Origin of the sequence: Streptomyces sp. Root1310 (genome assembly GCF_001426425.1) — a bacterium.
Lineage (GTDB): Bacteria > Actinomycetota > Actinomycetes > Streptomycetales > Streptomycetaceae > Streptomyces.
On the sequence record NZ_LMEQ01000012.1, the window covers coordinates 649332 to 672815 of the forward strand.

The window sequence follows — 23484 nt, forward strand, 5'->3', positions numbered from 1 at the left end:
ACCCGTCCCTCACCTGTCAGGCAATCACCCGACATCGCCCGATCAGGTTCCGTGGCGCTCGTACGTCTTCGAGTCTTCGCGAAGGTACATCCTCTGGCCGTCGCAGCGGATTGCCATCCTCGCTCTGTGGCCCGCCCGCCGGGCGGCTCTGCTTGGCGTCGGCCGCGAGGTGCCTCTCTTCCCATAGAGGGCAGCTCGGCCGCTTTCTCTACTACGCTTCCCGCGTGGACTCGGCTGCCGCTTGCGTGGAACTCGCATCGACGGCTGGAAACGGCCGCGCGACGTGCGTCACGCCGCAGGCATCAGGGTTGGCGGCCCGCGCGACCGCCATGACATACCGGGAAGAAGAGCCTTGGCCCTCAAGAAGACAGACCTCTACAGCTCGCTCTGGAAGAGCTGCGACGAGCTGCGCGGCGGGATGGACGCCGGTCAGTACAAGGACTACATCCTCACGCTGCTCTTCGTGAAGTACGTCTCCGACAAGGCCAAGGCCGACCCCGACAGTCTCATCGACGTCCCGCCCGGCGGCTCCTTCGACGACATGGTCGCCGCCAAGGGGGACAAGGAGATCGGCGACCGCTTCAACAAGATCGTCAGTCGTCTCGCCGAGGCGAACGACCTGCGCAACGTCATCGACCTCGCCGACTTCAACGATGAGGAGAAGCTCGGCAAGGGCAAGGAGATCCAGGACCGGCTCTCCAAGCTGGTCACGATCTTCAGTGACCTGGACTTCCGCGGCTCGCGCGCGGAGGGTGACGACCTTCTTGGTGACGCCTACGAGTACCTGATGCGCCACTTCGCCACGGAGTCCGGCAAGAGCAAGGGGCAGTTCTACACGCCCGCGGAGGTTTCGCGGGTTCTGGCCAAGGTGGTCGGCATCACCAAGGACACTCGCCAGGACCAGACGGTCTACGACCCGACCTGTGGCTCAGGCTCGCTGCTTCTGAAGGTCGCGGCCGAGGCTCCGCGAGGCATCACGATCTACGGCCAGGAGAAGGACAACGCCACGTGGGCGTTGTCCAAGATGAACATGATCCTGCACGGGAACGAAGACGCAGAGATCCTCAAGGGCGACACGATCACGAGCCCTCAGTTCACCAACGGGAACGCACTCCAGACGTTCGACTTCGCCGTGGCCAACCCGCCGTTCTCGATCAAGTCCTGGAGCAACGGGCTGGAGCAGGAGTACGGCCGCTTCGAGTACGGCCGGCCACCGGAGAAGAACGGCGACTACGCCTTCCTGCTGCACATCCTCAAGTCACTCAAGAGCACGGGCAAGGCGGCGGTCATCCTCCCGCACGGAGTGCTCTTCCGAGGCAACGCCGAAGCCGACATCCGTCAGCGCCTGCTGAAGCAAGGGTTCATCAAGGGCATCATCGGTCTCCCCGCGAACCTGTTCTACGGGACCGGCATCCCTGCCTGCATCATCGTGCTCGACAAGGAGAATGCCGTCGGCCGCACCGGCGTGTTCATGATCGACGCGTCCAAGGGTTTCATCAAGGACGGCAACAAGAACCGTCTCCGCAGCCAGGACATCCACAAGATCGTCGACGTCTTCACCCGGCAGACCACGATTGACCGCTACTCGCGCATGGTCCCGCTATCAGAGATCGCCGACCCGAAGAACGACTACAACCTCAACATCCCCCGATACATCGACTCCTCCGAGCCCGAGGACATCCAGGACCTCCACGCACACCTGCACGGCGGCATCCCGAACCGCGATCTCGACGCGCTCAGTGGCTACTGGGATGCCTTCCCGCAGTTGCGAGACCAACTGTTCCGGCTGAACCGTCCTGGCTACAGTGACCTGACCATCGACGTCAGTCAGGTTCAACAGGCGATCCTTGATTCGCCCGAGTTCCAGAAGTTCACCCAAGAGGCCCGGGAGCTTACCACTGAGTGGTTCGCCGCCCATCGCAAGAGGCTCGAAGGGATCGACGAGACTACTCGGCCAAATGACCTGATTGCCGTTCTCGGCGACGACCTGCTGGCCCGATTCAAACCAGTTCCCTTGCTGGACGAGTACGACGTCTACGAACAGCTCATGACGTACTGGCACGACGTCATGCACGATGACGTCTTCATGGTCATGAACGACGGCTGGCTCGAAGCGGCTAAGCCGCGCCAGATCGTGGTGGACAAGGACCGAAAGCTGTCCGAGACCCCTGACCTCGTGGTGGGTACGGGCCGCAGTGCCGAGAAGTACAAGATGGATCTCCTCCCACCGAATCTGATCGTTGAGCGCTACTTCGCCAAGGAACGCGCTGAGGTCGATGAGCTCATTTCGCTATCGGAGGAAGCGAGTCGCCTGGTCGAGGAGTACGTCGAGGAGCATGCCGTTGAGGGCGGGCTACTGGCGGAAGCGATGGACGATGAAAAGATCAACAAGGCACTCGCTTCGGCCCGCCTGAAAAAGGCGCGACACGAAGGTACGGATGCAGACGAGGTGGCCTCCCTGTCACACCTCATCAACCTGTACAACGCGGAGGCGGTAGCGAAGAAGGCGGCCAAGGAGGCGGAAGCTGCGCTGAGTCTTGTCACGCTGAAGAAGTACGGCGAGCTCGCCGAGTCTGAGATCAAACAACTTACGCTTAACGACAAGTGGCAGGCTACGGTCACGGACCGTGTTGCTCAGGTGGTTGAATCGCTGACGCTTACGCTGGTGGGGCGGATTAAGGAACTCGGCAAGCGCTACGCAGAAACAGTTGACGCTATCAAAGCCGATTTGGAAAATATCGAGGCTAAGGTGGCACGTCATCTTTCCGCCATGGGGGTTATGTAATGACCTCTGAAAATTCGCCTTGGCCCCGGTTGGCGACTGGGGTTATTGCCCAACCGCGCTTGGGTGGCAACTATAGGAACGCCGGGTCTGTGTCTAGGCGACCGCTCATCAAGATGGGAAACATTGCGCGGGTTAACATCGACTTGTCGCGCATTGAGTACATCCCGGACTCGGAAGCGGTTAGCCCATTGCACCGTTTGCGATACGGTGACGTGCTTTTTAATACCAGGAATACACTCGACCTTGTCGGGAAAGTCTCTATTTGGCGTGACGAACTTCCGGTTGCGTACTACAACTCCAACATTCTGAAGCTCGAATTCAAGTCTGAGTACTGCGGTGATTCGCGGTACTTTGGGTACGCGCTGAATTCCGCAGAAAGCATTGAAGCGATCCGCAACTTGGCGACCGGTACAACGAGTGTTGCCGCCGTGTACACGCGCGACTTGCTTAAACTGGAAATTCCGGTTCCGTCAAAGTCTGAGCAGTGTGCAATCGCTGATACGCTTGAAGATGTCGAGCGGTTGATCTCGTCTTTGGTGCTTCTGATCGCCAAGAAGCAGGCGATCAAGCAGGGGATCATGCAGCGGCTCCTCACCCGAAGGGTGCGCCGCTCTGATCTCTCCGAGCCGCGGGAGGAAACTCGACTGCGTGACCTCGGTATGGTGTACGGAGGGCTTACGGGTAAGAGGAAAGGCGACTTCGGTCAAGGCGTGGCTGCCTTCGTGACGTTTCTCGATGTCGTAAATAACGTTCGCCTGATGACGCCTGAGCTTGGACGCGTCCGCGTCCACGAGTCTGAGCCGCAGCATAGAGTGATGCGTGGGGACGTTCTGTTCAATGGGTCTTCCGAGACGCCCGAAGAGGTGGCCCTGGCCGCTGTTGTCGATTTCGATGCTGGGTCGAACACATATCTCAACAGCTTTTGTTTCGGCTATCGGATTCGGCGGCCAGATCTTGTTGATCCGACGTTCTTGGCCTACTTCTTTAGGTCTGGTGTCGGTCGGGCGTCGGTCGCGTCTCTGGCTCAGGGTGCGACTCGTTATAACATCGCTAAGAGTAAATTCCTCGACCTCGCCCTGGCTCTGCCGTGTCTGGAGGAGCAGCAGGGGACCGTCGCCGTTCTGAACGATAGCGAGGAAGAGATCGAATTTCTCAGGGCCCGGCTCGCTAAAGCTCGGGAAATCAAGCGTGGCATGATGCAGGAGCTCCTAACCGGACGGACGCGCCTGCCTGTTCAGGGGGAGAGCAGCGAATGAGCGATGTTGGGCAGGTCGAGCGCGAGGCCCAGAAGCGGGTCGTCCGGCTGTTCAAGGAGCAGCTGAGCTACCGCTACCTTGGCAACTGGGAGTACCGCACCGGTAACTCGAACATCGAGTTCGAGTTGTTGGAGGCGAACCTCCGTGCTCGCGGCTACGACAGCACTCTCATCAGCAAAGCGATCGACCACCTGAAGAAGGCCGCCGCACTTGGCGGCGGTCGTGACTTGTACGAGGCGAATCGTGCCGTCTATGAGTTGCTGCGCTACGGGGTCAAGGTCAAGCCAGGTGCTGGCGAGCAGTACGAGACGATCTGGCTCATTGACTGGAGCGACGCGCAGGCCAATGACTTCGTCGTTGTCGAGGAGGTGACGATTGTTGGGAAGCAGACGAAGCGACCCGACATCGTGCTATATGTCAACGGCCTGGCTCTGGTGACCCTGGAACTGAAGCGTTCCCGGGTGGCCGTGAGCGAGGGTATCCGGCAGAGCATCGGCAACCAGAAGCCTCAGTTCATCCGGTCGTTCTTCTCTACCGTCCAGCTCGTGCTCGCTGGCAACGACGTGGAGGGCCTGCGCTACGGCGTCATCGATACGCCTGAGAAGTACTGGTTGCAGTGGAAGGAGCCCTCCGACGTTGAGGAGCCGCTGGACCGGGCTCTGCTTCAGATGTGCGGTAAGGAGCGGCTGCTTGAACTGATCCATGACTTCACCGTCTTCGACTCCGGTGTCCGTAAGGCGTGCCGTCACAACCAGTACTTCGGCGTCAAGGCTGCCCAGGAACGCATTGGCCGTCGCGAGGGCGGCATCATCTGGCACACCCAGGGGTCGGGGAAGTCGCTCACGATGGTGTGGCTGGCGAAGTGGATCCGGGAGCACCAAAACGACGCCCGAGTCCTGCTGATCACCGATCGCACCGAGCTGGACGAGCAGATCGAGAAGGTCTTCAACGGCGTCAACGAGCAGATCTACCGCACCAGTAGTGGTATGGACCTGCTGGACACTCTGAACAAGTCTACCGAGTGGCTCATCTGCTCCCTCGTGCACAAGTTCGGTAGCTCGGCGGATGGTAAGGATGGATCCGAGGCCAGCAACGAGTTCATCAAAGAGCTCAAAGCCAGGATCCCCAAGGGCTTCAAAGCCAAGGGCAACCTCTTCGTCTTCGTCGACGAGGCCCACCGCACTCAGTCCGGCAAGATGCACGACGCGATGAAGGACCTGCTGCCGGGCGCCATGTTCATCGGGTTCACGGGGACACCGTTGCTCAAGACGGACAAGGCCACCAGCATGGAGAAGTTTGGGTCGTTCATCCACACCTACAAGTTCGACGAGGCCGTCGAGGACGGCGTCGTGCTCGACCTCTGTTACGAAGCCCGCTCCATCGACCAGCACCTGACATCGCCGGCGCAGGTGGACAAGTGGTTCGAGGCCAAGACCCGCGGCATGACCGACCTGTCCAAGGCAGAGCTGAAGAAGCGCTGGGGCACGATACAGAAGGTCGTCTCCTCCGAGCCTCGGGCGAAGCAGATCGTGCAGGACATCCTGCTCGACATGGAGAGCAAGCCCCGCCTGATGGACGGGCGTGGTAACGCCATGCTCGTGGGCGAGAGCATCTACCAGGCATGCAAGTTCTACGAGCTGTTCTGCAACGCGGGCTTCCGAGGGAAGTGCGCCATCGTCACCAGCTACGCCCCGAGTCCCGGAGATATCTCCAAGGAGGACTCCGGCGCAGGCCAGACGGAGAAGCTGCGTCAGTACGACATCTATCGAAAGATGCTCGCTGACCACTTCGGCGAGTCCGAAGACGCCGCCATGACGAAGGTCGACCAGTTTGAGCAAGAGGTCAAGCGGCAGTTTGTCGAGGAGCCCAGCCGCATGCGCCTGCTCATCGTCGTCGACAAGCTTCTGACCGGGTTCGATGCGCCGAGTGCCACGTACCTTTACATCGACAAGAAGATGAGCGATCACGGCCTGTTCCAGGCGATCTGCCGGGTCAACCGACTCGACGGAGACGACAAGGAGTTCGGCTGCGTCGTCGACTACCGCGACCTGTTCAATTCCCTTCAGGACGCCATCACCGACTACACGTCTGGTGCACTCGACGGGTACGAACCACAGGACATCGAGGGCCTGCTGACTGACCGGATCGAGAAGGGGCGAGAGGCTCTCGACGAAGCGCTGGAACGAATCCGCGCGCTCTGCGAGGTGGTTGCGCAGCCCCGGAACACGCTCCAGTACCAGCAGTACTTCTGTGCGGCCGATCCCGGCAATGCCGAGCAGCTCAAGGCCAACGAGCCCAAGCGTGTCGAGCTCTATAAGGCCGTTGCCGGGGTTACGCGGGCCTTCGCCAACCTGGCCAACGACATGGAAGCCGCCGGATACACCAGCCAGGAGGCCCAGGACATCCGCGCTGAGATCCGGCATTACACGGATGTCCGCGACGAGGTGAAGCTCGGAGCCGGCGAGGACGTTGACTTCAAGCAGTACGAGGCCGGTATGCGGTTCCTTCTGGACACCTACATCCAGGCGGACGCGTCCGAGACCGTGTCCGACTTCGAGGACACCGGCCTCGTTCAACTCATCGTCGAACTGGGTGCCGGGGCCCTCGACAAGCTGCCAAAGGGAATCAAGAGCAGCCCTGAGGCCGTCGCCGAGACGGTCGCCAACAACATGCGCAAGCTGATCATTGAAGAGCATGCGACGAACCCGAAGTACTTCGACAAGATGTCGGAGCTGCTCGACGCCATAATCGAGAAGCGGCGCCAGGGCGCGATCGAGTACCAGGACTACCTCGCCAAACTGCTGGAGACTGCCGCGCAGCTCGGCAGAGGAGAGTCCGACGACACGTACAAGTACCCCGCCTGGGCCAATAACGGGGCGAAGCGGGCCTTGGTCGACTTCTTCCTCCCTGATGAGCGACTGGCTGTCGAGGTCGACACCGCGGTGCTCCACTCCAAGCCGCATGCATGGGTGGGTAACCCGTTAAGGGAGCGGAAGGTTCGGAACGCGCTGAAGCGAGCGCTGCCCGACGATTTCGACCGGCTTGATGAGCTCCTTGAACTGGTGAAGGCAAGGCATGAGTACCACTAGCGCCCGTCTCGCAGTCCGGGGCATTGACGTCCACGTGGTCTACAAGGACATCAAGAACCTGCACATCGGCGTGTACCCCCCCATAGGGCGCGTCCGGGTGGCCGCGCCTCAGCAGCTGGATGACGATCAGGTCCGCCTGGCCGTCATCCAGCGGTTGCCGTGGATCAAGCGTCAGCAGGATCAACTGCGCTCGGCTGAGCGTCAGTCAGTGCGCGAGATGGTCAGCGGAGAGTCCCACTACGTGTGGGGTGTGCGACGACGCCTGAAGGTCATCGAGCGACCGGGACGCCCGCATGTAGAAATCGACGGCGACCGAATGCTGCTCTACGTGCCGAGCGGGACAGGTGAGGAGCGCCGTCGCGACCTGCTCGACCGGTGGTGTCGTGAGCAACTCCGTCAGGCGATCCCTGCGCTCATCGAGCGCTGGGAGACGAAGCTCGGGGTTTCAGTGCCGTGGTGGGGTATCCGCCGGATGAAGACCAAGTGGGGCTCCTGCAACCGGGAGACCCGCCGCCTGTGGTTCAACTCCGAACTGGCCAAGAAGCATCCAGAGTGCCTTGAGTACGTCGTCGTTCACGAGATGGTCCACTATCTCGAACGGGGACACGGCCAGCGCTTCGCCCAGCTGATGGACGGCTTCCTGCCGGACTGGCGTAGTCGCCGTGATGGCCTGAACGCTGCACCGCTCTCTGATGAGCTGTGGATGGGGCGTTGAGTACACCAAGGACTTTCCGTGGCCGGACAGGGCCTTCTCCACGGCAACAGTCTCGTATCTGCCCTGAAGAGCAGGGCGGTCGTGAACGCATTTCCGTTGCTCGAAAATGTCGAGTGACGTTTATCAGGTATCCGAGTTAATGACTGGGGAGGCGTCCAGCTTCCCTCTCGGTTCCATCAAAAGACGATGACGCGGAAGGTGCTGACCCCATGGCGAAGCTTCGGTTGACCGTAGGGCGGGGGCACGTCGAGGAGCTGGCACGCCTGCGCCATCCTGTCGGAGCCATCGAGGAGCTGATCTGGAACTCACTCGATGCGGACGCCGAGAACGTCACCGTTGTGCTTGAGCGCAACGACTTCGACGGAGTCGACCGAGTAGCCGTGATCGACGACGGCACTGGTATTGCGGCGGAGAAGTGCAGCGACTACTTCGAGCAGATCGGTACGTCCTGGAAGAAGCGCACGCAGGTCAGCGAGGTCAAGAAGCGCGTGCTACACGGGAAGAACGGTCGGGGCCGAGTCCGGGCCTTCGCGCTCGGCAGCGAGGTGCGCTGGACCAGCGTGAGCGGGATGCAGGGGGATCTGCCGTCGTGTGGTCATCGAGTCCGACCGCGGCTCCATGGACGAGTTTGACGTCAGCGATCCCGAGCCGACGACCGACGCGACGGGGACGGCCTTCGAGGCGTTCGGCGGGGAGGACCTCCAGAAGCTGACCGAGGACGCCGCCCGTACCGCACTCACCGCTGCCTTCGCGCTTCACTTGGAGGCGTACCCGGACATCTGCATCACCTACGACGGGACGCGGCTTGACCCGGCGTCGGAGCAGGTTCACGTCGATACGTACGAGGTGGCGGCCCCGCCGGGCAGCTCTCACCCGCCGGCTCAGCTGAAGATCATCGAATGGTCGCGTCCGTATTCCCGGGCTCTGATCCTGTGTGACGGCCGAGGCATGTCCTTGGCGCAGCTGAAGCCGGAGATTCAGGCTCCCGGCTTCCACTTCACCGCGTACCTGTCCTGGTCGGGGTTCGAGGACGATTCGGTCGGCGACCTCGCCTTTGCCGACTGGACACCGGAGGGGCCTGCTGCCGAGGTGCTGGCCGAAGCCCGGGAGCGTATGCGTGAGCACTTCCGCTCCCGTGCCGACGAACGTCGTCGTGAGCTCGTCGACCAGTGGCGTGCGGAAGGTTTCTACCCGTACATGGGCGAGCCCGCCAACGACCAGGAGCGTGCGGAGCGTGAGACCTTCGACGCCGTGGCGACGGCGGTCGTCCGGCACCTGCCGGCGAGTAAGAGGGCACAGAAGGTGTCCTTCGCGCTCCTGCGCTCCGTCCTGACCCACGAGCCGGGTGAAGTGCTGCGCATCGCCGAGGAGCTCTTCGCGCTCTCCAAGCAGGAGCAGACAGAACTCAGTCGACTGCTGGACCGCACGCCGCTGTCTGCCCTGATCAAGGCGTCGACAGCGACGACCGGACGTCTCGACTTCCTGTCGGCTCTGGAGCACCTCGTCTTCGAGCCCGTGGCCAAGGGGCGGGTCAAGGAACGTACCGAGCTGCACCGGATCCTGGAGAACGAGTGCTGGATCTTCGGCGAGGAGTACGGACTGCACGCCAGTGACCGCAGCCTGAACGAGGTGCTGAGGCAGCACTGCCGTCTGCTCGGCCGGGACGCGCCAGCTCCGGACCCCGTTCTGAGAGAGGACGGGAGGAAGAGCATCGTCGACCTGATGCTGTCCCGTGCCGCTCGGCAGAGGAAAGGGGAGCGCCACCATCTCGTGGTGGAACTCAAGAGGTCGAGCGTCACCCTTGGTATGGCCGAGTTCTCGCAGATCAACAGCTACGCGCAAGCGGTCATGAACGACGACAGGTTCCGGGACCCCAAGGTGACCTGGGACTTCTGGCTTGTCGGCAATGCTATGGAAGACGGCCTACGCCAACTCGCCCACCAGCCTGACCGAATGCCCGGATGTGCCGTCAATCAGCCCACGTACCGGATCTGGGTGCGCACCTGGGGCGAGATCATCGAGGACGCTCAGGAACGGCTCCGCTTCTACAGCGAGCAGCTTGAGTACCAGTCGACGACCGAGCACGCCATGGACTATCTGATCAGGGAGCACGCCGATGCGGTCGTGGACCTGGTCAGCGACGGCACGGTGCCGGTGGCGAGGACTGGGGACAGCGGATCGATTGGAGCTGCCACCACCCCGTGAGGCCCGGACTGGGCCGACGGTCGTACGCGGCGACGGGGAAGGTCAACGGCGTCAGGGCAGGATGTGAGTCTGGACAGCTCCTGACGAGAGGGTCGCCCCGCGGCCCCGAGGAAGGCAGCGGCGAAGAGGTTGGTACGTAAGGGGAAGTCAGGCCGGGCAAGCCGTCTTCCTGAAGAGCGGCCTTGGCCGCATCCTGGCTGACCTCCTTCGCCGCTGCACAGGCTTCCGGCTTCGCCGCTGTTCGTCAGCGCGTAAGCCGTCTTGCCCCTGTAGATGGCCCCCTTTTGAGGGGACCATCACTTTCAGGATCCCGGCTTTCCAGTTCTCCAGTGGACTGTGTTCTGGTCGGCCGCAGGCCGCCAGCGTCCATAGAGCTGGCGTACTTACGTAAGTAGGGGGGAGGAGCGAGGCTTGCCGAGCGGAGCGAGGTAGCTGGTGGTGGTGAGCATTTCTATAAGGGAGCGGCATCACCACCACCACGGCTTACGCCGCTTCGGTAGTTCGGCGGACCCACCTGCCGCCGACGTGAGTGAGGGCGGCGCTGAGCTTGGGGCGCAGGGTCTCCGGCTTCCTGTCTGCATCCTGTGCGTACTTGTTCGCAAGGGCCTTGATGGTTGTCTCTTGCGGCTGCTCTTCGAGGACGCGGGCGATGAGGGCTTCATCCCATGGGCCCGCCTTGGGCCGGCTGATGGCCCTCAGGCCGGGCTCGATACGTTCCCAGATGGGGATCTCGTTCTCCGGGGAGGCGCGGCGCACAGCGACGGGGATGTCGAGTTCTTCGATAGCTCGGTTGTTGGCCGTCTGGAGCCTCCGTCCCTGCTTGCCGGAGTTGCGCAGGGCGATGAGGCCACGGGCGGCGGCGCCCATGGCGCGGCCTCCGATCGGGGAGGACGCAACGCTCATTCCTTCTCCAGTCCCCTTGGGGGTGTGGGTGACCAGAAGCGTTGGGATGCCGAGATCGCTGATCGGTCGGAGGCTGTTGACGAGGCGCTGCGCGGTGACGGATGACGCGATGTCTTCGCCGGGGGCGAGTGCCCCGATGACGTTGTCCAGGACGAAGAGCCCGGGCTTGATTCGGGCGAGGTCCTCGTAGATGCCTGCCCAGTACCACGGGTCTCCGGTGTCGGAGAAAGGGAAGACGGTCACGGAGTCGTAGGGAACGGCGCCGTCCATGCGCTCCTTCAGTTCGGCCGGCGCACCGTCGTCGGTGAGGCCCAAGACGATGTGGTCGAGCTTCTTGTGTACGGGGAGCCCGAGGAACGTCGGATCGCCGTTGAGTAGGGCGGTGCTCATGCCTACGGCGAGCAGGGTCTTACCGGCTTTGGGTTCTCCGGACAGGATGGTGATCCGGGTGGTGAGGAGATCACCGATGAGGAACGCTTCCTCGTACGGGACGCGCTCGATCTGGTGGAGCTGGAGTCCCTTGTCCTTGATGGCTCCCATGATGGGTGGCCGTCCTTCCGTGTGCGGCGCTCAGGTGCGCCGACGTCCTCCCGCCGAGCGACGGGATCATGTGACCTCCTTTCGGTCAGTGGGGAATGGGGAGGCCCCGTCAGGCCGAGACCGGGCACTCCCGATCGATCCAGCGGTCTACCTCTGACAGTCGGAAGCGCAGGCTGCCGCCGACCTTCCGGGACGGGATGCCGAGCGTCCGGTGGTTGTTGTAGATCCACGCGGGCTTCTTGCCCAGGTACTCGGCCAGCTCGTCAACGGTCATGAGGCGGTGGTGGCGCAAAGGCGGGCTCCTGTCGATGCATGGGCGGACCTGAACATCTTGAGCGCGCAAGATCGGCGTGGTCAAGTCCGGATCTGTCACATCCGGACTTGACGATGCTGTGGCGCCTGCCTACGGTTCGGATATGAACTCGACACCTCAGCCACCAGCACCCGAACCGTGGAATGGTGTGACCGTCATCAAGCGCACGGGTGCATGGGTGGTGACTATGTACTGGCCCGAGGGCGCCAGCGGATCGGTAGGGCCGCGTGAGGTCCATGTGGTTCCTGCGGACGACGCTGATCCGCAGGAGGTCGCGCGGGGTATCTCCAGCACCGTTCTCCGGCGGATCAATACGACGCCGAGTCGGGACTTCGCCGCGATGCGGTCCCTTGAGAAGGCTGCTGACATGGATATCCGCCAGCTTGGCAAGCGGCTGACTTCTCTCCCGAGCGGTCTCACGGACGAGCGCCTGGCGGTGCTGTCTGCCCTCTACGTGCACTTCGTGGATGCGGGGGAGCGTGCCCCGGCTCAACGCCTGGCGGTGGGCTTCGACTTGAACCCAGCCACCGTGAAGGGGCACCTGCGCGCCGCCCGGCAGAGGGGGTTCCTGACGAAGGTCGAAGGGAAAGCGGGCGGACAGCTCACGGACAAGGCCGTACAGACACTCAGGGGGATGAAGAGTGGCGCAGGTACTGAAGAAGTGTGACTGCCGGAACAAGACCCGGTGCGGGCACCGGTGGACGGTCCGCTACCGGGAGCCGGGAGGGAGGAGCGCGCGGCAGCGGGAGAGGTCGTTCCCCACGAAGAAGGAAGCCGAGAGCTTCGGCGTCAAGGCGGAGAACGACAAGCGGCAGGGTGTTTACATCGACCCCCAGCTCGGCCAGATCTCGCTGCGCAAGTGGGCCGAGGAGTGGCTGGAGCAGCACCAGGTGAACGAGTCCACGCGGCGCAACTACCAGGGCTTCCTCTCCAACCACCTGATACCGGAGCTGGGCTCCCGCACCCTCGCCGGCCTGACCGTCGCGGACGTGAAGAAGCTCCAGGCTTCGATGGTCGGCCGTGGGTTGACGGCCGCGACGGTCAACGACCGCCTGAACATCCTGCGCAGCATGATGACGGCGGCCGTGAAGGAGCGCCGGATACCCGACAGTCCGTGCGACGAGGTGCCGCCGCTCAAGGCGGCGGGCGCTGCGGTCGATCCCGACGAGATCCCGACACTGGCCGAGGTGTACGCCATCGCAGCGGCCATGTCCGAGCAGTACCGGCTCACCGTATGGCTCCAGGCGGGTGCGGGGCTGCGCATCAGCGAGACCCTCGGCTTCTCGGTCGACTGCCAGCGCGACGGCTTCCTCCGGCTGCGCCGCCAGATTAGCGCCAAGGCGAATCAGGGCGACTGCGTCACCCGCTTCGTGCCGCTGAAGCACCGCACGGCGGAGGAGTTCCGAGACGTACCCACGCCGACCTTCCTCGACCAGGAGATCGGACTGCACCTAAAGCGCTGGGGAACGGTCGTACTCGATGGCCTGGAGGTTCTGTTCGCCCCGCGTGAGCGCGGAAAGGGCAAGATGCCCACGGCGTCGACGTACGGCTACCACTGGCGCAAGGCACTGAAGGTCGCCGGAGTGACGACGCCAGACGGGAAGCCGAAGTACACGCCGCACTCGCTGCGGCACTTCTTCGCCTCGACGGCGTTGGCGAACGGCGTCCCGATCCACGAGGTGAGCCGCTGGCTCGGGCACCGCAACATCAAGACGACCGTCGACACGTACGGGCACCTCGTCCCGGAGGCGTGGGACCGCTGCCGCGACGTCATGCAGGAGGCGCTGCGCCCGTCGGTTCCCCGCCAGGCGGCGGAGCCATCGACGGCGCTGGCGGCGTGACGTGCTGACTGCTCGACACCGTGCTGACTTGGTGCTGACCCTAGGCCTCTTCCAGGGGTGGAATCCCTTGGGAATACTGGGCAGAAGGGGGTTCCATGAACGTTCCGCTTCAACGTCTGAGCGGATGCCATGGCATCACGTTACTGATCTATCAAACATGCAGGTCAGAAGGGGTCCACCTCATTGCGGGTGGGCCTCTGGCGTTTTCCTGTGCCGGATGGTTGCCGGATTTCCCTGCCCTTCGTCATCTGCTCTCACCTCTTCTCCCCGTCCCGTGCCGGATGAGCCGAGTCGGCGACACGAGCATCTGGGCTGCCTCGATGGGGGCATCCCCGGTTGCACCACCTGACGGGACATGCCCCCGCCGTCTCCGCGCGCACAGGATGCGGGCCCGCAAGGCGCGTGTTCCCATGGGGCCGTCGGACCTGAGAGGGACCGTGGCGCGGGAGTCTCCCGCGCGGCCGGGGGGCCGTCCCGCTCGGTGGAGCGCCGCCACCGGCGCCGTCCGCCCGTGAGTCCCGCATCCTTCCCGCGCCCGCCGCGTGTGTTCATGGAGCGCATCGAGCCCCCGCCGTAAGGAATCCGGATGACCGAGTCGCCTCAGGAGCCGGGTCCGACTCACCGGGAACATCCGCGGCCCGGCCCGGGCGGACGGGCGTCTCCACCTGCCGACAGGTACGGCGAGGAGGGTCCCCCGGAGCGCCGGCGGAACCGGCTGGGCGCGGTCTGGGCCGCCGCGCCGGCCATGCCCCCGCGTACCCTGCTCGACATACTGGAGGCGTCCGTACGGGTGTACCCCGACGCACCCGCGCTCGACGCCGACGGCGTGGTCCTCAGCTATCGCGAGCTGTGGGACCGGGCCGGCCTGCTGGCACGTGACCTCGCTGTGCTCGGTGTCGGCGTGGGGGACCGGGTCGGAGTCCGGGTGCCGTCCGGAACCGTGGACCTCTACACCGCCGTGCTCACGGTGCTCCGCGCGGGCGCGGCCTATGTCCCTGTGGACGCCGAGGACCCGGACCGGCGTGCCGCGGTCGTCTGGGCCGACGCGGAGGTCTGCGCCGTCATCGGCGAAAGCGGGACCGTCCGTCCGGTCCCCGGCCGCGTGCCGTGCGGCCGGGCGGGTCAGCCGCGGCCGGCCGACGACGCCTGGATCATTTTCACCTCCGGCACCTCAGGACCCCCCAAGGGCGTGGCCGTGACCCACCGCTCGGCCGCCGCCTTCGTGGACGCGGAGGCACAGCTGTTCCTCCGGCACCGACCGCCGGGACCGGGGGACCGGGTGCTGGCCGGGCTGTCCGTCGCCTTCGACGCCTCCTGCGAGGAGATGTGGCTCGCATGGCGCCACGGCGCCTGTCTGGTTCCGGCGCCCCGCTCGCTGGTCAGAGCCGGTGCCGAGCTGGGGCCGTGGCTACTGGAGCGCGGTGTCACCGTGGTCTCCACTGTTCCGACCCTGGCCGCCCTGTGGCCGGCCGAGTGCCTCACGGGAGTGCGGCTGCTCGTCCTGGGCGGAGAGGCGTGCCCGGCCGAACTGGTCGACCGGCTGGCCGCTCCGCAGCGCGAGCTGTGGAACACCTACGGTCCCACGGAGACCACCGTGGTGGCCTGTGCCGCCCGGCTGGTCCCCGGTCGGCCCGTGCGCGTCGGCGCACCGTTGGCGGGCTGCGAAGTGGCCGTCGTGGGCCCGGACAACGAGCCCGTGGCCTGGGGCGAGATCGGAGAGCTGGTGATCGGCGGCGTCGGGACGGCCCGTTACCTGGACCCTGCCAAGGACGCCGAGAAGTTCCAGCCGCACCCTGTTCTGCGCAGTGTGCGCGCCTATCGCAGCGGCGACCTGGTGCGCGCCGACCCTCTGGGACTGGTGTACGTGGGGAGGGCGGACGAGCAGGTGAAGCTGTCCGGCCGCCGTGTGGAACTCGGCGAGATCGATGCCGCGCTCCGGTCGCTGCCCGGGGTAAGCGCCGCCGCTGCCGCCGTACGCGCCACCCGGGCGGGCGGCCAGGTCCTGGTCGGGTACCTGGTCCTGCACGGGGACGGCCGCCCGTGCTTCGACACCGCTGCCGCCAGGGTCCTGCTGCTCACCCGGCTGCCCCGGCCGCTGGTGCCCCTGCTGGCCGTCGTCGACGGTCTTCCCACCCGCGCGTCCGGCAAGGTCGACCGTGACGCCCTGCCCTGGCCGCTGCTCGATCAGCACGCCACACCGGGAGCCGGTACCGCACCGGGGGCGGCCCCAGGGCCGACCGGCACCGCGGGATGGCTGACCGACCTCTGGGAGAGCCTGCTCGGACTCCGCCCCGAGGAGGACAGCGATTTCTTCGCCCTCGGCGGTACCAGCCTGTCCGCCGCGCAGCTGGTGTCGACTTTGCGCGAACGCGTCCCCGGGGTTTCCGTCACCGATGTCTACCGGTGTCCCCGGCTGACGGACCTCGCCGCACGGCTGGATGACCTGGAGGTCGGCGGCGAGCCCGCGCGCACGATCCGACCCACCCCCCGCTGGACCGGTGCGGTACAGCTCGTGGTGGTGACCGTCCTGTGCGCCGTGGTCGGGATACGACTGCTGGTCCTGCTCGCCGCGCTGGACAACCTCCTCGGTCCGCGGTCATGGGCCCCACGGAGTTCGTGGTGGCTGATCGCTGCGGGCTGGCTGGCTCTGTCCAGCGCCCCCGGCCGCGTCGTGATCGGGGCGGCCGTCGGCCGGTTGCTCACCGCCGGGTTCCGACCCGGTACGCACCCCCGTGGCGGCTCGGTGCACCTGCGGTTGTGGGCGGCTGAACGCATGGGGACCGTACTCGGTACGGCCACACTGCTCGGCACTCACTGGGCTGCCCGCTACGCCAAGGCGTTGGGCTGCGCGGTGGGGCAGAGCGTGGACCTGCACGCCATGCCGCCGGTGACCGGGATGGCCCGTTTCGGCTCCGGATGTGTTCTGGAGCCGGGGGCGGACGTGGCCGGCTGGTGGCTGGACGGCGATGTGCTCCATCTGGGCCGGGTCGAGATCGGGGACGGCGCCCGAGTGGGCGCCCGCAGCATGCTGATGCCCGGCGCCAAGGTGGGAAGCGGTGCGGATGTCGCACCCGGCAGCTGTGTGGAGGGCGAAGTGCCCGCGGACGAGCGGTGGCACGGCTCACCGGCACGGCGGATGTCCGGTGCCCCGCGCGCGGGCCACGACTGGCCGCAGCCGGTCCGGCGACGCTCGCGGCGCTGGGAACTGGCCTACAGCGCGGCCTTGTCGGCCCTGGGGCTGCTGCCGCTGGTGGCCTCCCTGCCCGCGCTGCTGGTCCTGAACCGTCTGGTGGGCGACGAACATGGCCTCGGCGCCGTGGTGCTCGACCTGCTGCTGCTGACCCCGCTGCTCGTCCTGCTGGCGATGGGCTGTTACGCGGCGCTGACCGTGGTGCTGGTGCGGCTCGCGGGCCGGGTTCTGACTCCCGGGCACCATCCGACGTGTGGCAGGGTCACCTGGTGCGCCTGGTGGGTCGCACGGCTCATGAGTATGGCCCGGACCTCGCTCTTCCCTTTCTACGCGGGCCTGCTGACGCCGTTGTGGCTGCGACTGCTCGGGGCCAGGGTCGGGCGGCAGGCGGAAGTTTCCACCGTGCTGGGGCTGCCGGCACTGATGCGGGTCGGTGACCAGGCATTCCTCGCCGATGACACCCTGGTGGCGCCGTTCGAGCTGCGTGGCGGCTGGCTCCGGCTGGACTTCTCCCGCGTCGGGCGGCGTGCTTTCGTCGGCAACTCCGGGATCGTGGGACCGGGCCGGGAGCTTCCCCCGGGCGCCCTGGTCGGGGTGCTCTCGGATGCCCCCGCGCACGCCGAACCCGGATCGTCCTGGCTGGGCAGACCAGGTCTCTCATTGCCCCGGGTGCGGGAGAAGGGGGATCCTGGACGGACCTGGGCGCCGCCGCGGAGACTGGTGCTCGCCCGGGCAGCCGTGGAGGCGTGCCGACTGGTACCGATCATGGGTACGGCCTTCATCGGCAGCCTGGCCGCGGTGGCACTCCAAGTGCTCGCCGCTCGCCACGGGCTGCTGGTGGCCGCCGCCCTTTCGGGAGTGGTGCTGCTGGGCGCGGGCGTACTCGCCTGTCTGGCCACCACTGCGGCGAAATGGCTTGTGGTGGGGCGGTTCAGGACAGGCCGCCACCCGCTGTGGAGTTCCTTCGTCTGGCGGAACGAGCTCTACGACACCTTTGTCGAGGAACTGGCCATACCCTGGCTCGGCCGGCTGCTGACCGGTACGCCGTTCCTCAATCTGTGGCTGCGCTCGCTCGGAGCCCGGATCGGCCGCGGCGTGTGGTGCGAGACCCACTGGCTGCCCGAGACCGACCTGGTCCGTATCGGGGACGGAGCCTCGGTCAACCGCGGTTGCGTGGTGCAGACGCACGTCTTCCACGACCGGGTGTTGCAGCTGGACCAGATCCGACTGGACGCGGGAGCCACGCTGGGGCCGCACTCCATCGCGTTGCCCGGTGCCTCGCTGGCGGCCGGCACGGTGGTGGGGCCCGCGTCCCTGGTGATGCGCGGGGAGCGAGTACCGGCCAGGACCCGCTGGTTGGGGAACCCGATCGCTCCGAGCACGCCGGCGAGTTCCTGACCGGGATCCGTGGGATGTGCGCGACGTTCCACGACGGGGCCGGGGGCCGGGGGGCGAGGGGCGAGTGGGAGGGCCGGGGGGCTGTGGCCTGCTCGGCGGACCGTGGTGCCGAGGCGTCGGGGTCCGTCGGGCGCGAGGAACGGCCGTCGGGGGCCGGGGTCGCGGTGGGAGGATGCGGGGAGGCGGGAGAGGGGCGGGAAGCGTGGGGCGTGGCGAGCGGGACATGGTCGCGAGAGGAGCGCGACTGTCCGAGGCGGCGCGGGCGGTGGTCGGCGACCACGCGAGGGCGGTGGAGGCGGTCCGGGCGGCGCTGAAGCCGCTCCACGACGCGGCGGTGCAGCGGGAGCTTGAGGCCATCCCGGGAATCGCTCACGGCAGGTGAGTGAACGCCCCCTCCCCGTGGCGGTCGCCGGCCGGTCACCGCCACGGGGAGGGGTGAGTTCGTCGAGGTCCGGGTCGGACGCGCAGGGGCCGCGAGGCCGGCGACGGGGGAGGGCTCTTTTCGGCCGTCCCGGGGCCCGATAGGGCAGGGATAGCCGCTTCGGTTCGGGCGGATAGCGGTGGGCGCAAGAGTGTTTCTCGTCAAGCCACCCCCCACCGGATCGTGAGGACCTGAAGATGACCGAAACCCAACTCCGCCCGGCGTCGGGGGAGGTGACGTCACCGGATGCCGCCGTGCTCAGCGCGGTCGTGAAGCGGTTCGCCAACGCCAAGGGCGAGGAGTTCACCGCTGTGGACGGGCTGGACCTGCGGATCCGGCGCGGCGAGGTCGTGGCGTTTCTCGGACCGAACGGCGCGGGCAAGACGACCACGATCGACATGCTCCTGGGCCTCACCCGGCCCGACGCGGGACAGGTGGAGCTGTTCGGCGAGGCGGCGCAGCAGGCGGTGCGCGCCGGTCGCGTGGCCGCCGTCCTGCAGAGCGGCGGACTGCTGCCCGACCTGACCGTCGAGGCCACCGTGCGGATGCTCGGCTCGCTGCACCCCGGCGCCGACCCGGAGACCGTGATGAGCAGGGCAGGCGTCACCAGGCTGCGGGACCGCCGGGTCTCCGAGTGCTCCGGGGGTGAGCAGCAGCGGCTGAGGTTCGCGATCGCGCTGCTGTCGAACCCGGAGTTCCTGGTGCTGGACGAGCCGACCGCCGGGATGGACGTGGCGGCCCGCCGCGAGTTCTGGGCCACCGTCCGCGAGGACGCCCGGCACGGCATGACGGTCCTGTTCGCCACGCACTACATGGAGGAGGCCGACCGGTTCGCCGACCGGGTGGTGATGGTCGACCGGGGGCGGGTCGTCGCCGACGGGTCCGCCTCCTCGATCCGTACCCGTATCAGCGGTCGCACCGTCTCCGCGCTGATCAGCCCGCAGGACGCCGCCGCGGTCGCCGACTCCGCGTCCGTCCGCTCGGTCGCGGTCCGCGGCGATCGCCACTACTTCGACTCCACCGATTCCGACGCCCTGCTGCGGCTGCTCGTCACGCGGACCTCCGCCACCGAGATCGAAGTGGCCCCCCGAAGCCTCGAAGAGGCCTTCATGGCCATCACGCAGCACGGCCGTACCGGCCAGGAGGTCCCGCGATGACCACCTTGACCGCGCCGCCCGCCCGCCCGCGTGCCTCGTCCTTCAGCGGAGTCAACCCCACCTTCGTCCGCTACGAGCTGGCCCGCCGCTTCAACCGTCAGACCACGATCTTCACGCTCCTCCTCCCGGCCGTCCTCTACCTCGCCCTGTTCCGTACCGCGCCGGCCCACGGCACGCTGCCGCACGGCAACTTCGCCGCCTGGATGATGATCGGCCTCGCCGTGTACGGGGCGGCGATGGCCGCCACCAGTTCCGCGGCCACCATCTCCGTCGAGAAGTCGGCCGGCTGGATGCGCACGATCGCGCTGAGCCCGCTCGCCCCGCCCGGGTACCTGCTCGTCAAGGTCTTGTGCTCGGTGGTGATGGCCGCCGTGCCGGTGGCCATCGTCGGAGTGCTGGGCTTCGTCACCGGCGCGCACGCCGACGCCGAGGTGTGGGTGACGTCCCTGGTCGTCGCCTGGCTCGGGGCCGCGGTCTTCGCGGCGCTCGGCATCTCGCTGGGCCTGGCCCTCAAGCCCGACGTCGTGATGCACATGCCGGGGCTGACGATGACCGCGCTGGCCTTCCTCGGCAACCTGTTCATCCCGCTGAGCGGCACCATGCTCGAGATCTCGCGGTACACGCCGATGTACGGCGTTTCCACCCTCGCCCGCTACGCCCTCACCGACGGCTACAGCTTCAGCGGCGAGCACTCCAGCCTGGCAGGCGCCGTCTTCAACATCGTCGCCTGGTTCGCCGGGTTCGGCTTCATGGCCGTCCGCCGGTTCGCGAAGAGCACCGGCCGCCAGTAGCCCACCCCACCCGGGGCCGTCCCACCCGGCTCCGGCCCACCAGGCCTCACCTTGCCCGACCTCTCTTCACCTCACCTCGCCCCACCCCTCTTCACCTCGCCTCGCTCATCTCACCGAATCCATCCGCATCCCACCGCCCGCCGGCCCGAGCGCCGTGCGACGGGCTCAACACGAAAGGGGGATAGAACACATGTTCGCAATCATGGCGCCGGGTCAGGGCTCCCAGACCCCTGGCATGATGGCCGGCTGGCTGCGCGACCCGGTCCACGCCGAGCGCGTACGGGCCTGGTCCGAGGCCGCGGACTGCGATCTCGTCCACTTGGGCACCCGGGCCTCGGCCGCGGAGATCGCCCGCACGGAGAACACCCAGCCGCTGCTGGTTGCCCAGGGCCTGCTGGCCCACGAGGCGCTGGCGGCGGCGGGCGCCGCGGTCGCGGCCGGGCACTCGGTCGGCGAGCTCACCGCAGCCGCCTACGCCGGAGTCCTCACACCCGTGGACGCGGTACGGCTGGCCGCGGTCCGCGGCCGGGCCATGGCCGCGGCCTGCGCAGAGGCACCCACCTCGATGGCGGCCGTGGTCGGCGGCGACGAGGCCCGGGTGCTGGAGCGGATCGCCGAACTCGGCCTGTACGCGGCCACGTTCAACGGTCCCGGCCAGATCGTGGCCGCCGGGCTCACCGAGCGCCTCCAGCAGCTGGCGGCCGCGCCCCCGCACGGGTCGACCGTCAAACCCCTGCCGGTCGCGGGCGCCTTCCACACCCCTTACATGGAGTCCGCGCGGCAGGCCTTCGCCGCCGCGGCCGCCACGACCGACTTCACGGCCCCCCGCGGGGCCCTGCTCTCCAACGCCGACGGCGAGGTGGTCGCCGACCCCGAGACGGTCCGCCGGCGGCTCGTCGACCAGGTGGTCCGGCCGGTGCGCTGGGACCTGTGCCTGCACACCCTCGCCCGCCTGGCACCCGGGCTGACGGTGTCGCTGCCGCCCGCCCGCACCCTCGCCAACATCCTCAAGCGCCGCCACCCCGAACTCGACGTCCTCCCGGTCAGCACGGCCCGCGACATCGGCAAGGCCCTCGTGCGCATCGGCGAGAGCGCCCGTAAGGAGGAACCCGCCCATGCCGGTGTCTGACCTCTTCGAGCGCGCCCGCGCCGAGCGCCCCGACCACCCCGCGGTCGTCGACGGCGACGGCACCCTCACCTACGCCGAGCTCGGCGCGGACGTCGACCGCGCGGCAGGCTGGCTGCGGGCCCAGGGCGTCGCCCCCGGGCAGCGGGTCGTCCACGCCGGTGGCAACGACCGCACCTTCCTCGCCCTCTTCCACGCCACCCTCCGTATCGGCGCCGTCTTCGTCCCCGTCCACCCCGACCTGACCGACCTCCAGATCGGCGGCATCGTCGAGGACTGCTCGGCCGCCCTGGCGATCTGCCCGCCCGGCGCGGGGGAGCGGGCCGGCCGGACCGTCCCGGTCGGGCAGGCCCGGCAGGAGATCCGGGACGCCCCCGCCGACGGTTTCGCCGCCCGGATCCCGGACGACGGCGTCGCGATGCTGATCTACACCTCGGGCACCACCGGCCGCCCGAAGGGCGTCGTCTGCCCCCACCGGCAGATGATCGCGGCCGTCGAGGCCGTGGGCGCCTGCCTCGGCTACACCGCGGACGACGTGGTGCTGTGCCGGCTGCCGCTCTCCTTCGACTACGGCCTCTACCAGGCACTGCTCTGCGCCCGCACCGGCGGCACCCTCGTCCTCGCCGAACGCGGCGGCGACCGGGGCCTGTTGCAGACCATCGAGCAGCACGGCGTGACCGTCGTCCCGCTCGTACCCTCGCTGGCCCAGATGCTGGCGCTGCTCCAGAGCAGGCTGCGGCGGCCCACCGGGGTGCGGCTGTTCACCAACACGGGTGCCCGACCGGGCCGGGCCGTCATGGCCGAACTCCTCGACGTCTTCCCCGGGTCGGCGTTCGCGTCGATGTACGGCATGACCGAGTGCAAGCGCATCTCGATCCTCGACCCCGCCGAGTACGCCGCCCACCCCGACTCGGTCGGGCGGCCCATCCCCGGCGACCGGGTCCGGATCGTCGACGGCCGGAAGCGGGAGCTCGGCCCCCGCGAGGTCGGCGAGATCGTCGTGGCCGGCACCACCGTGATGGCCGGCTACTGGGGCGTCCCGCTGGAGGCACAGCACCGCTACGTCCGCGACGCCGACGGCGCGCTGGAACTCCACACCGGCGACCAGGGCTACCTCGACGAGGACGGCCGGCTCTACTTCGTCGGCCGCGACGACGACATGATCAAGCGACGCGGGATCCGCCTCGGGCTGACCGAGATCGAGGACGCCGCCGAGCGGATCCCCGGCGTGATCGCGGCGGTGGCGCTCCGGCCGGAGACCGAGGACGCCCCCCTGCTCCTGGCCGTGCAGACCTCCCTCACGCCCGAGGAGATCCGCGACCGGCTGCGGCAGCGCCTCGACCGGGCCCGGCTGCCCGACCTGATCGTCCCCCTCGACGCCGTACCGCTGACCGCGAACGGCAAACCGGACCGCAAGGCCGCCGGGCTGCTGGTCCGCGCCGCCGCCCACCGCCCCGCCGGACAGACCACCCGACAGCCCGCACAGACGAGGACCAGCCATGAACCAGTCGCAGTTTGACCAGCTCGTCGAGGAGATCTGCGCCGTCACGGTCACCGACCCGCAGACCCCGCTCGTGGACCTCGGCGTGGACTCGCTCCAGACCATCGCCCTGGTGATGGCCGTCGAGGAGCAGTACGGCATCGAGATCGACCCCGAGGTGCTCGCCGACCCCGCGCTCACCTCCTCGGCCGGCCTGCTGGCCTCCGTGCAGGACCAGTTGGCCGCCGCACTGCCGGCCAGAGCCGGGAGCTGA

Annotated in this window: 16 protein-coding genes and 1 pseudogene; 15 read left to right on the forward strand and 2 right to left on the reverse strand. The window is 67.2% G+C overall.

The features are described from left to right. Positions 1-352: 352 nt before the first annotated feature. The 6 genes from ASD48_RS21145 (at position 353) to ASD48_RS21165 (ending at position 10050) form a co-directional block, all read left to right on the forward strand. Positions 353-2785 carry a type I restriction-modification system subunit M gene (locus ASD48_RS21145; protein ID WP_079073882.1) on the forward strand — a complete coding sequence of 811 codons (2433 nt, stop codon included), beginning with the start codon at positions 353-355 and terminating at the stop codon, positions 2783-2785. A 113-nt stretch (positions 2786-2898) separates the two neighbouring features. Next, positions 2899-4041, forward strand: a complete 1143-nt coding sequence (locus tag ASD48_RS21150) for a restriction endonuclease subunit S (protein ID WP_157880661.1) — start codon at positions 2899-2901, stop codon at positions 4039-4041. Then, positions 4038-7130 carry an HsdR family type I site-specific deoxyribonuclease gene (locus ASD48_RS21155; RefSeq protein ID WP_057603197.1) on the forward strand — a complete coding sequence of 1031 codons (3093 nt, stop codon included), beginning with the start codon at positions 4038-4040 and terminating at the stop codon, positions 7128-7130. Before ASD48_RS21150 ends, ASD48_RS21155 begins: the two co-directional genes overlap by 4 nt. A 34-nt stretch (positions 7131-7164) precedes the next feature. Further along, a complete protein-coding gene (locus ASD48_RS21160; protein WP_242432668.1) occupies positions 7165-7845 on the forward strand; it encodes a SprT family zinc-dependent metalloprotease in 681 nt (226 codons plus the stop codon). A 209-nt stretch (positions 7846-8054) separates the two neighbouring features. Next, positions 8055-8477 carry an ATP-binding protein gene (locus ASD48_RS45345; protein WP_242432669.1) on the forward strand — a complete coding sequence of 141 codons (423 nt, stop codon included), beginning with the start codon at positions 8055-8057 and terminating at the stop codon, positions 8475-8477. Beyond that, positions 8464-10050 (forward strand): histidine kinase, encoded by a 1587-nt coding sequence (locus ASD48_RS21165; RefSeq protein ID WP_242432670.1) that lies wholly within the window; start codon positions 8464-8466, stop codon positions 10048-10050. The genes ASD48_RS45345 and ASD48_RS21165 overlap by 14 nt, the downstream gene beginning before the upstream one ends. A 483-nt stretch (positions 10051-10533) precedes the next feature. Here ASD48_RS21165 and ASD48_RS21170 read toward each other — a convergent pair whose 3' ends face one another. Together ASD48_RS21170 and ASD48_RS41340 are read right to left on the reverse strand one after the other, a co-directional pair. Beyond that, a complete protein-coding gene (locus ASD48_RS21170) occupies positions 10534-11493 on the reverse strand; it encodes an AAA family ATPase (RefSeq protein WP_057603200.1) in 960 nt (319 codons plus the stop codon). 109 nt (positions 11494-11602) lie between these two features. Further along, complete coding sequence (locus ASD48_RS41340; protein ID WP_078883422.1) at positions 11603-11767, reverse strand: helix-turn-helix domain-containing protein; 165 nt, start codon at positions 11765-11767, stop codon at positions 11603-11605. A 187-nt stretch (positions 11768-11954) separates the two neighbouring features. Between ASD48_RS41340 and ASD48_RS21175 the strand changes: the two genes are divergently transcribed. The 9 genes and pseudogenes from ASD48_RS21175 (at position 11955) to ASD48_RS21215 (ending at position 23484) form a co-directional block, all read left to right on the forward strand. Beyond that, complete coding sequence (locus ASD48_RS21175) at positions 11955-12473, forward strand: hypothetical protein (RefSeq protein ID WP_057603201.1); 519 nt, start codon at positions 11955-11957, stop codon at positions 12471-12473. After that, complete coding sequence (locus ASD48_RS42165; protein WP_079073884.1) at positions 12448-13647, forward strand: site-specific integrase; 1200 nt, start codon at positions 12448-12450, stop codon at positions 13645-13647. The genes ASD48_RS21175 and ASD48_RS42165 overlap by 26 nt, the downstream gene beginning before the upstream one ends. A gap of 745 nt (positions 13648-14392) precedes the next feature. Continuing rightward, on the forward strand, positions 14393-18235 hold the full coding sequence (locus tag ASD48_RS21185) for a Pls/PosA family non-ribosomal peptide synthetase (protein ID WP_057603562.1): 3843 nt from the start codon (positions 14393-14395) through the stop codon (positions 18233-18235). A gap of 172 nt (positions 18236-18407) precedes the next feature. Then, positions 18408-18596, forward strand: a pseudogene (locus ASD48_RS21190) (hypothetical protein); the annotation flags it as partial. A 257-nt stretch (positions 18597-18853) separates the two neighbouring features. Continuing rightward, positions 18854-19813, forward strand: coding sequence for an ABC transporter ATP-binding protein (locus tag ASD48_RS21195; protein WP_057603205.1), 960 nt, complete (start codon positions 18854-18856; stop codon positions 19811-19813). Further along, positions 19810-20604, forward strand: a complete 795-nt coding sequence (locus ASD48_RS21200; protein ID WP_057603207.1) for an ABC transporter permease — start codon at positions 19810-19812, stop codon at positions 20602-20604. Before ASD48_RS21195 ends, ASD48_RS21200 begins: the two co-directional genes overlap by 4 nt. A gap of 190 nt (positions 20605-20794) precedes the next feature. Then, entirely contained in the window at positions 20795-21733 is a 939-nt protein-coding gene (locus tag ASD48_RS21205) for an ACP S-malonyltransferase (RefSeq protein WP_057603209.1), read from the forward strand. Beyond that, on the forward strand, positions 21720-23249 hold the full coding sequence (locus ASD48_RS21210) for a class I adenylate-forming enzyme family protein (RefSeq protein ID WP_057603211.1): 1530 nt from the start codon (positions 21720-21722) through the stop codon (positions 23247-23249). Before ASD48_RS21205 ends, ASD48_RS21210 begins: the two co-directional genes overlap by 14 nt. Then, positions 23230-23484, forward strand: coding sequence for an acyl carrier protein (locus ASD48_RS21215; RefSeq protein ID WP_057603213.1), 255 nt, complete (start codon positions 23230-23232; stop codon positions 23482-23484). The genes ASD48_RS21210 and ASD48_RS21215 overlap by 20 nt, the downstream gene beginning before the upstream one ends.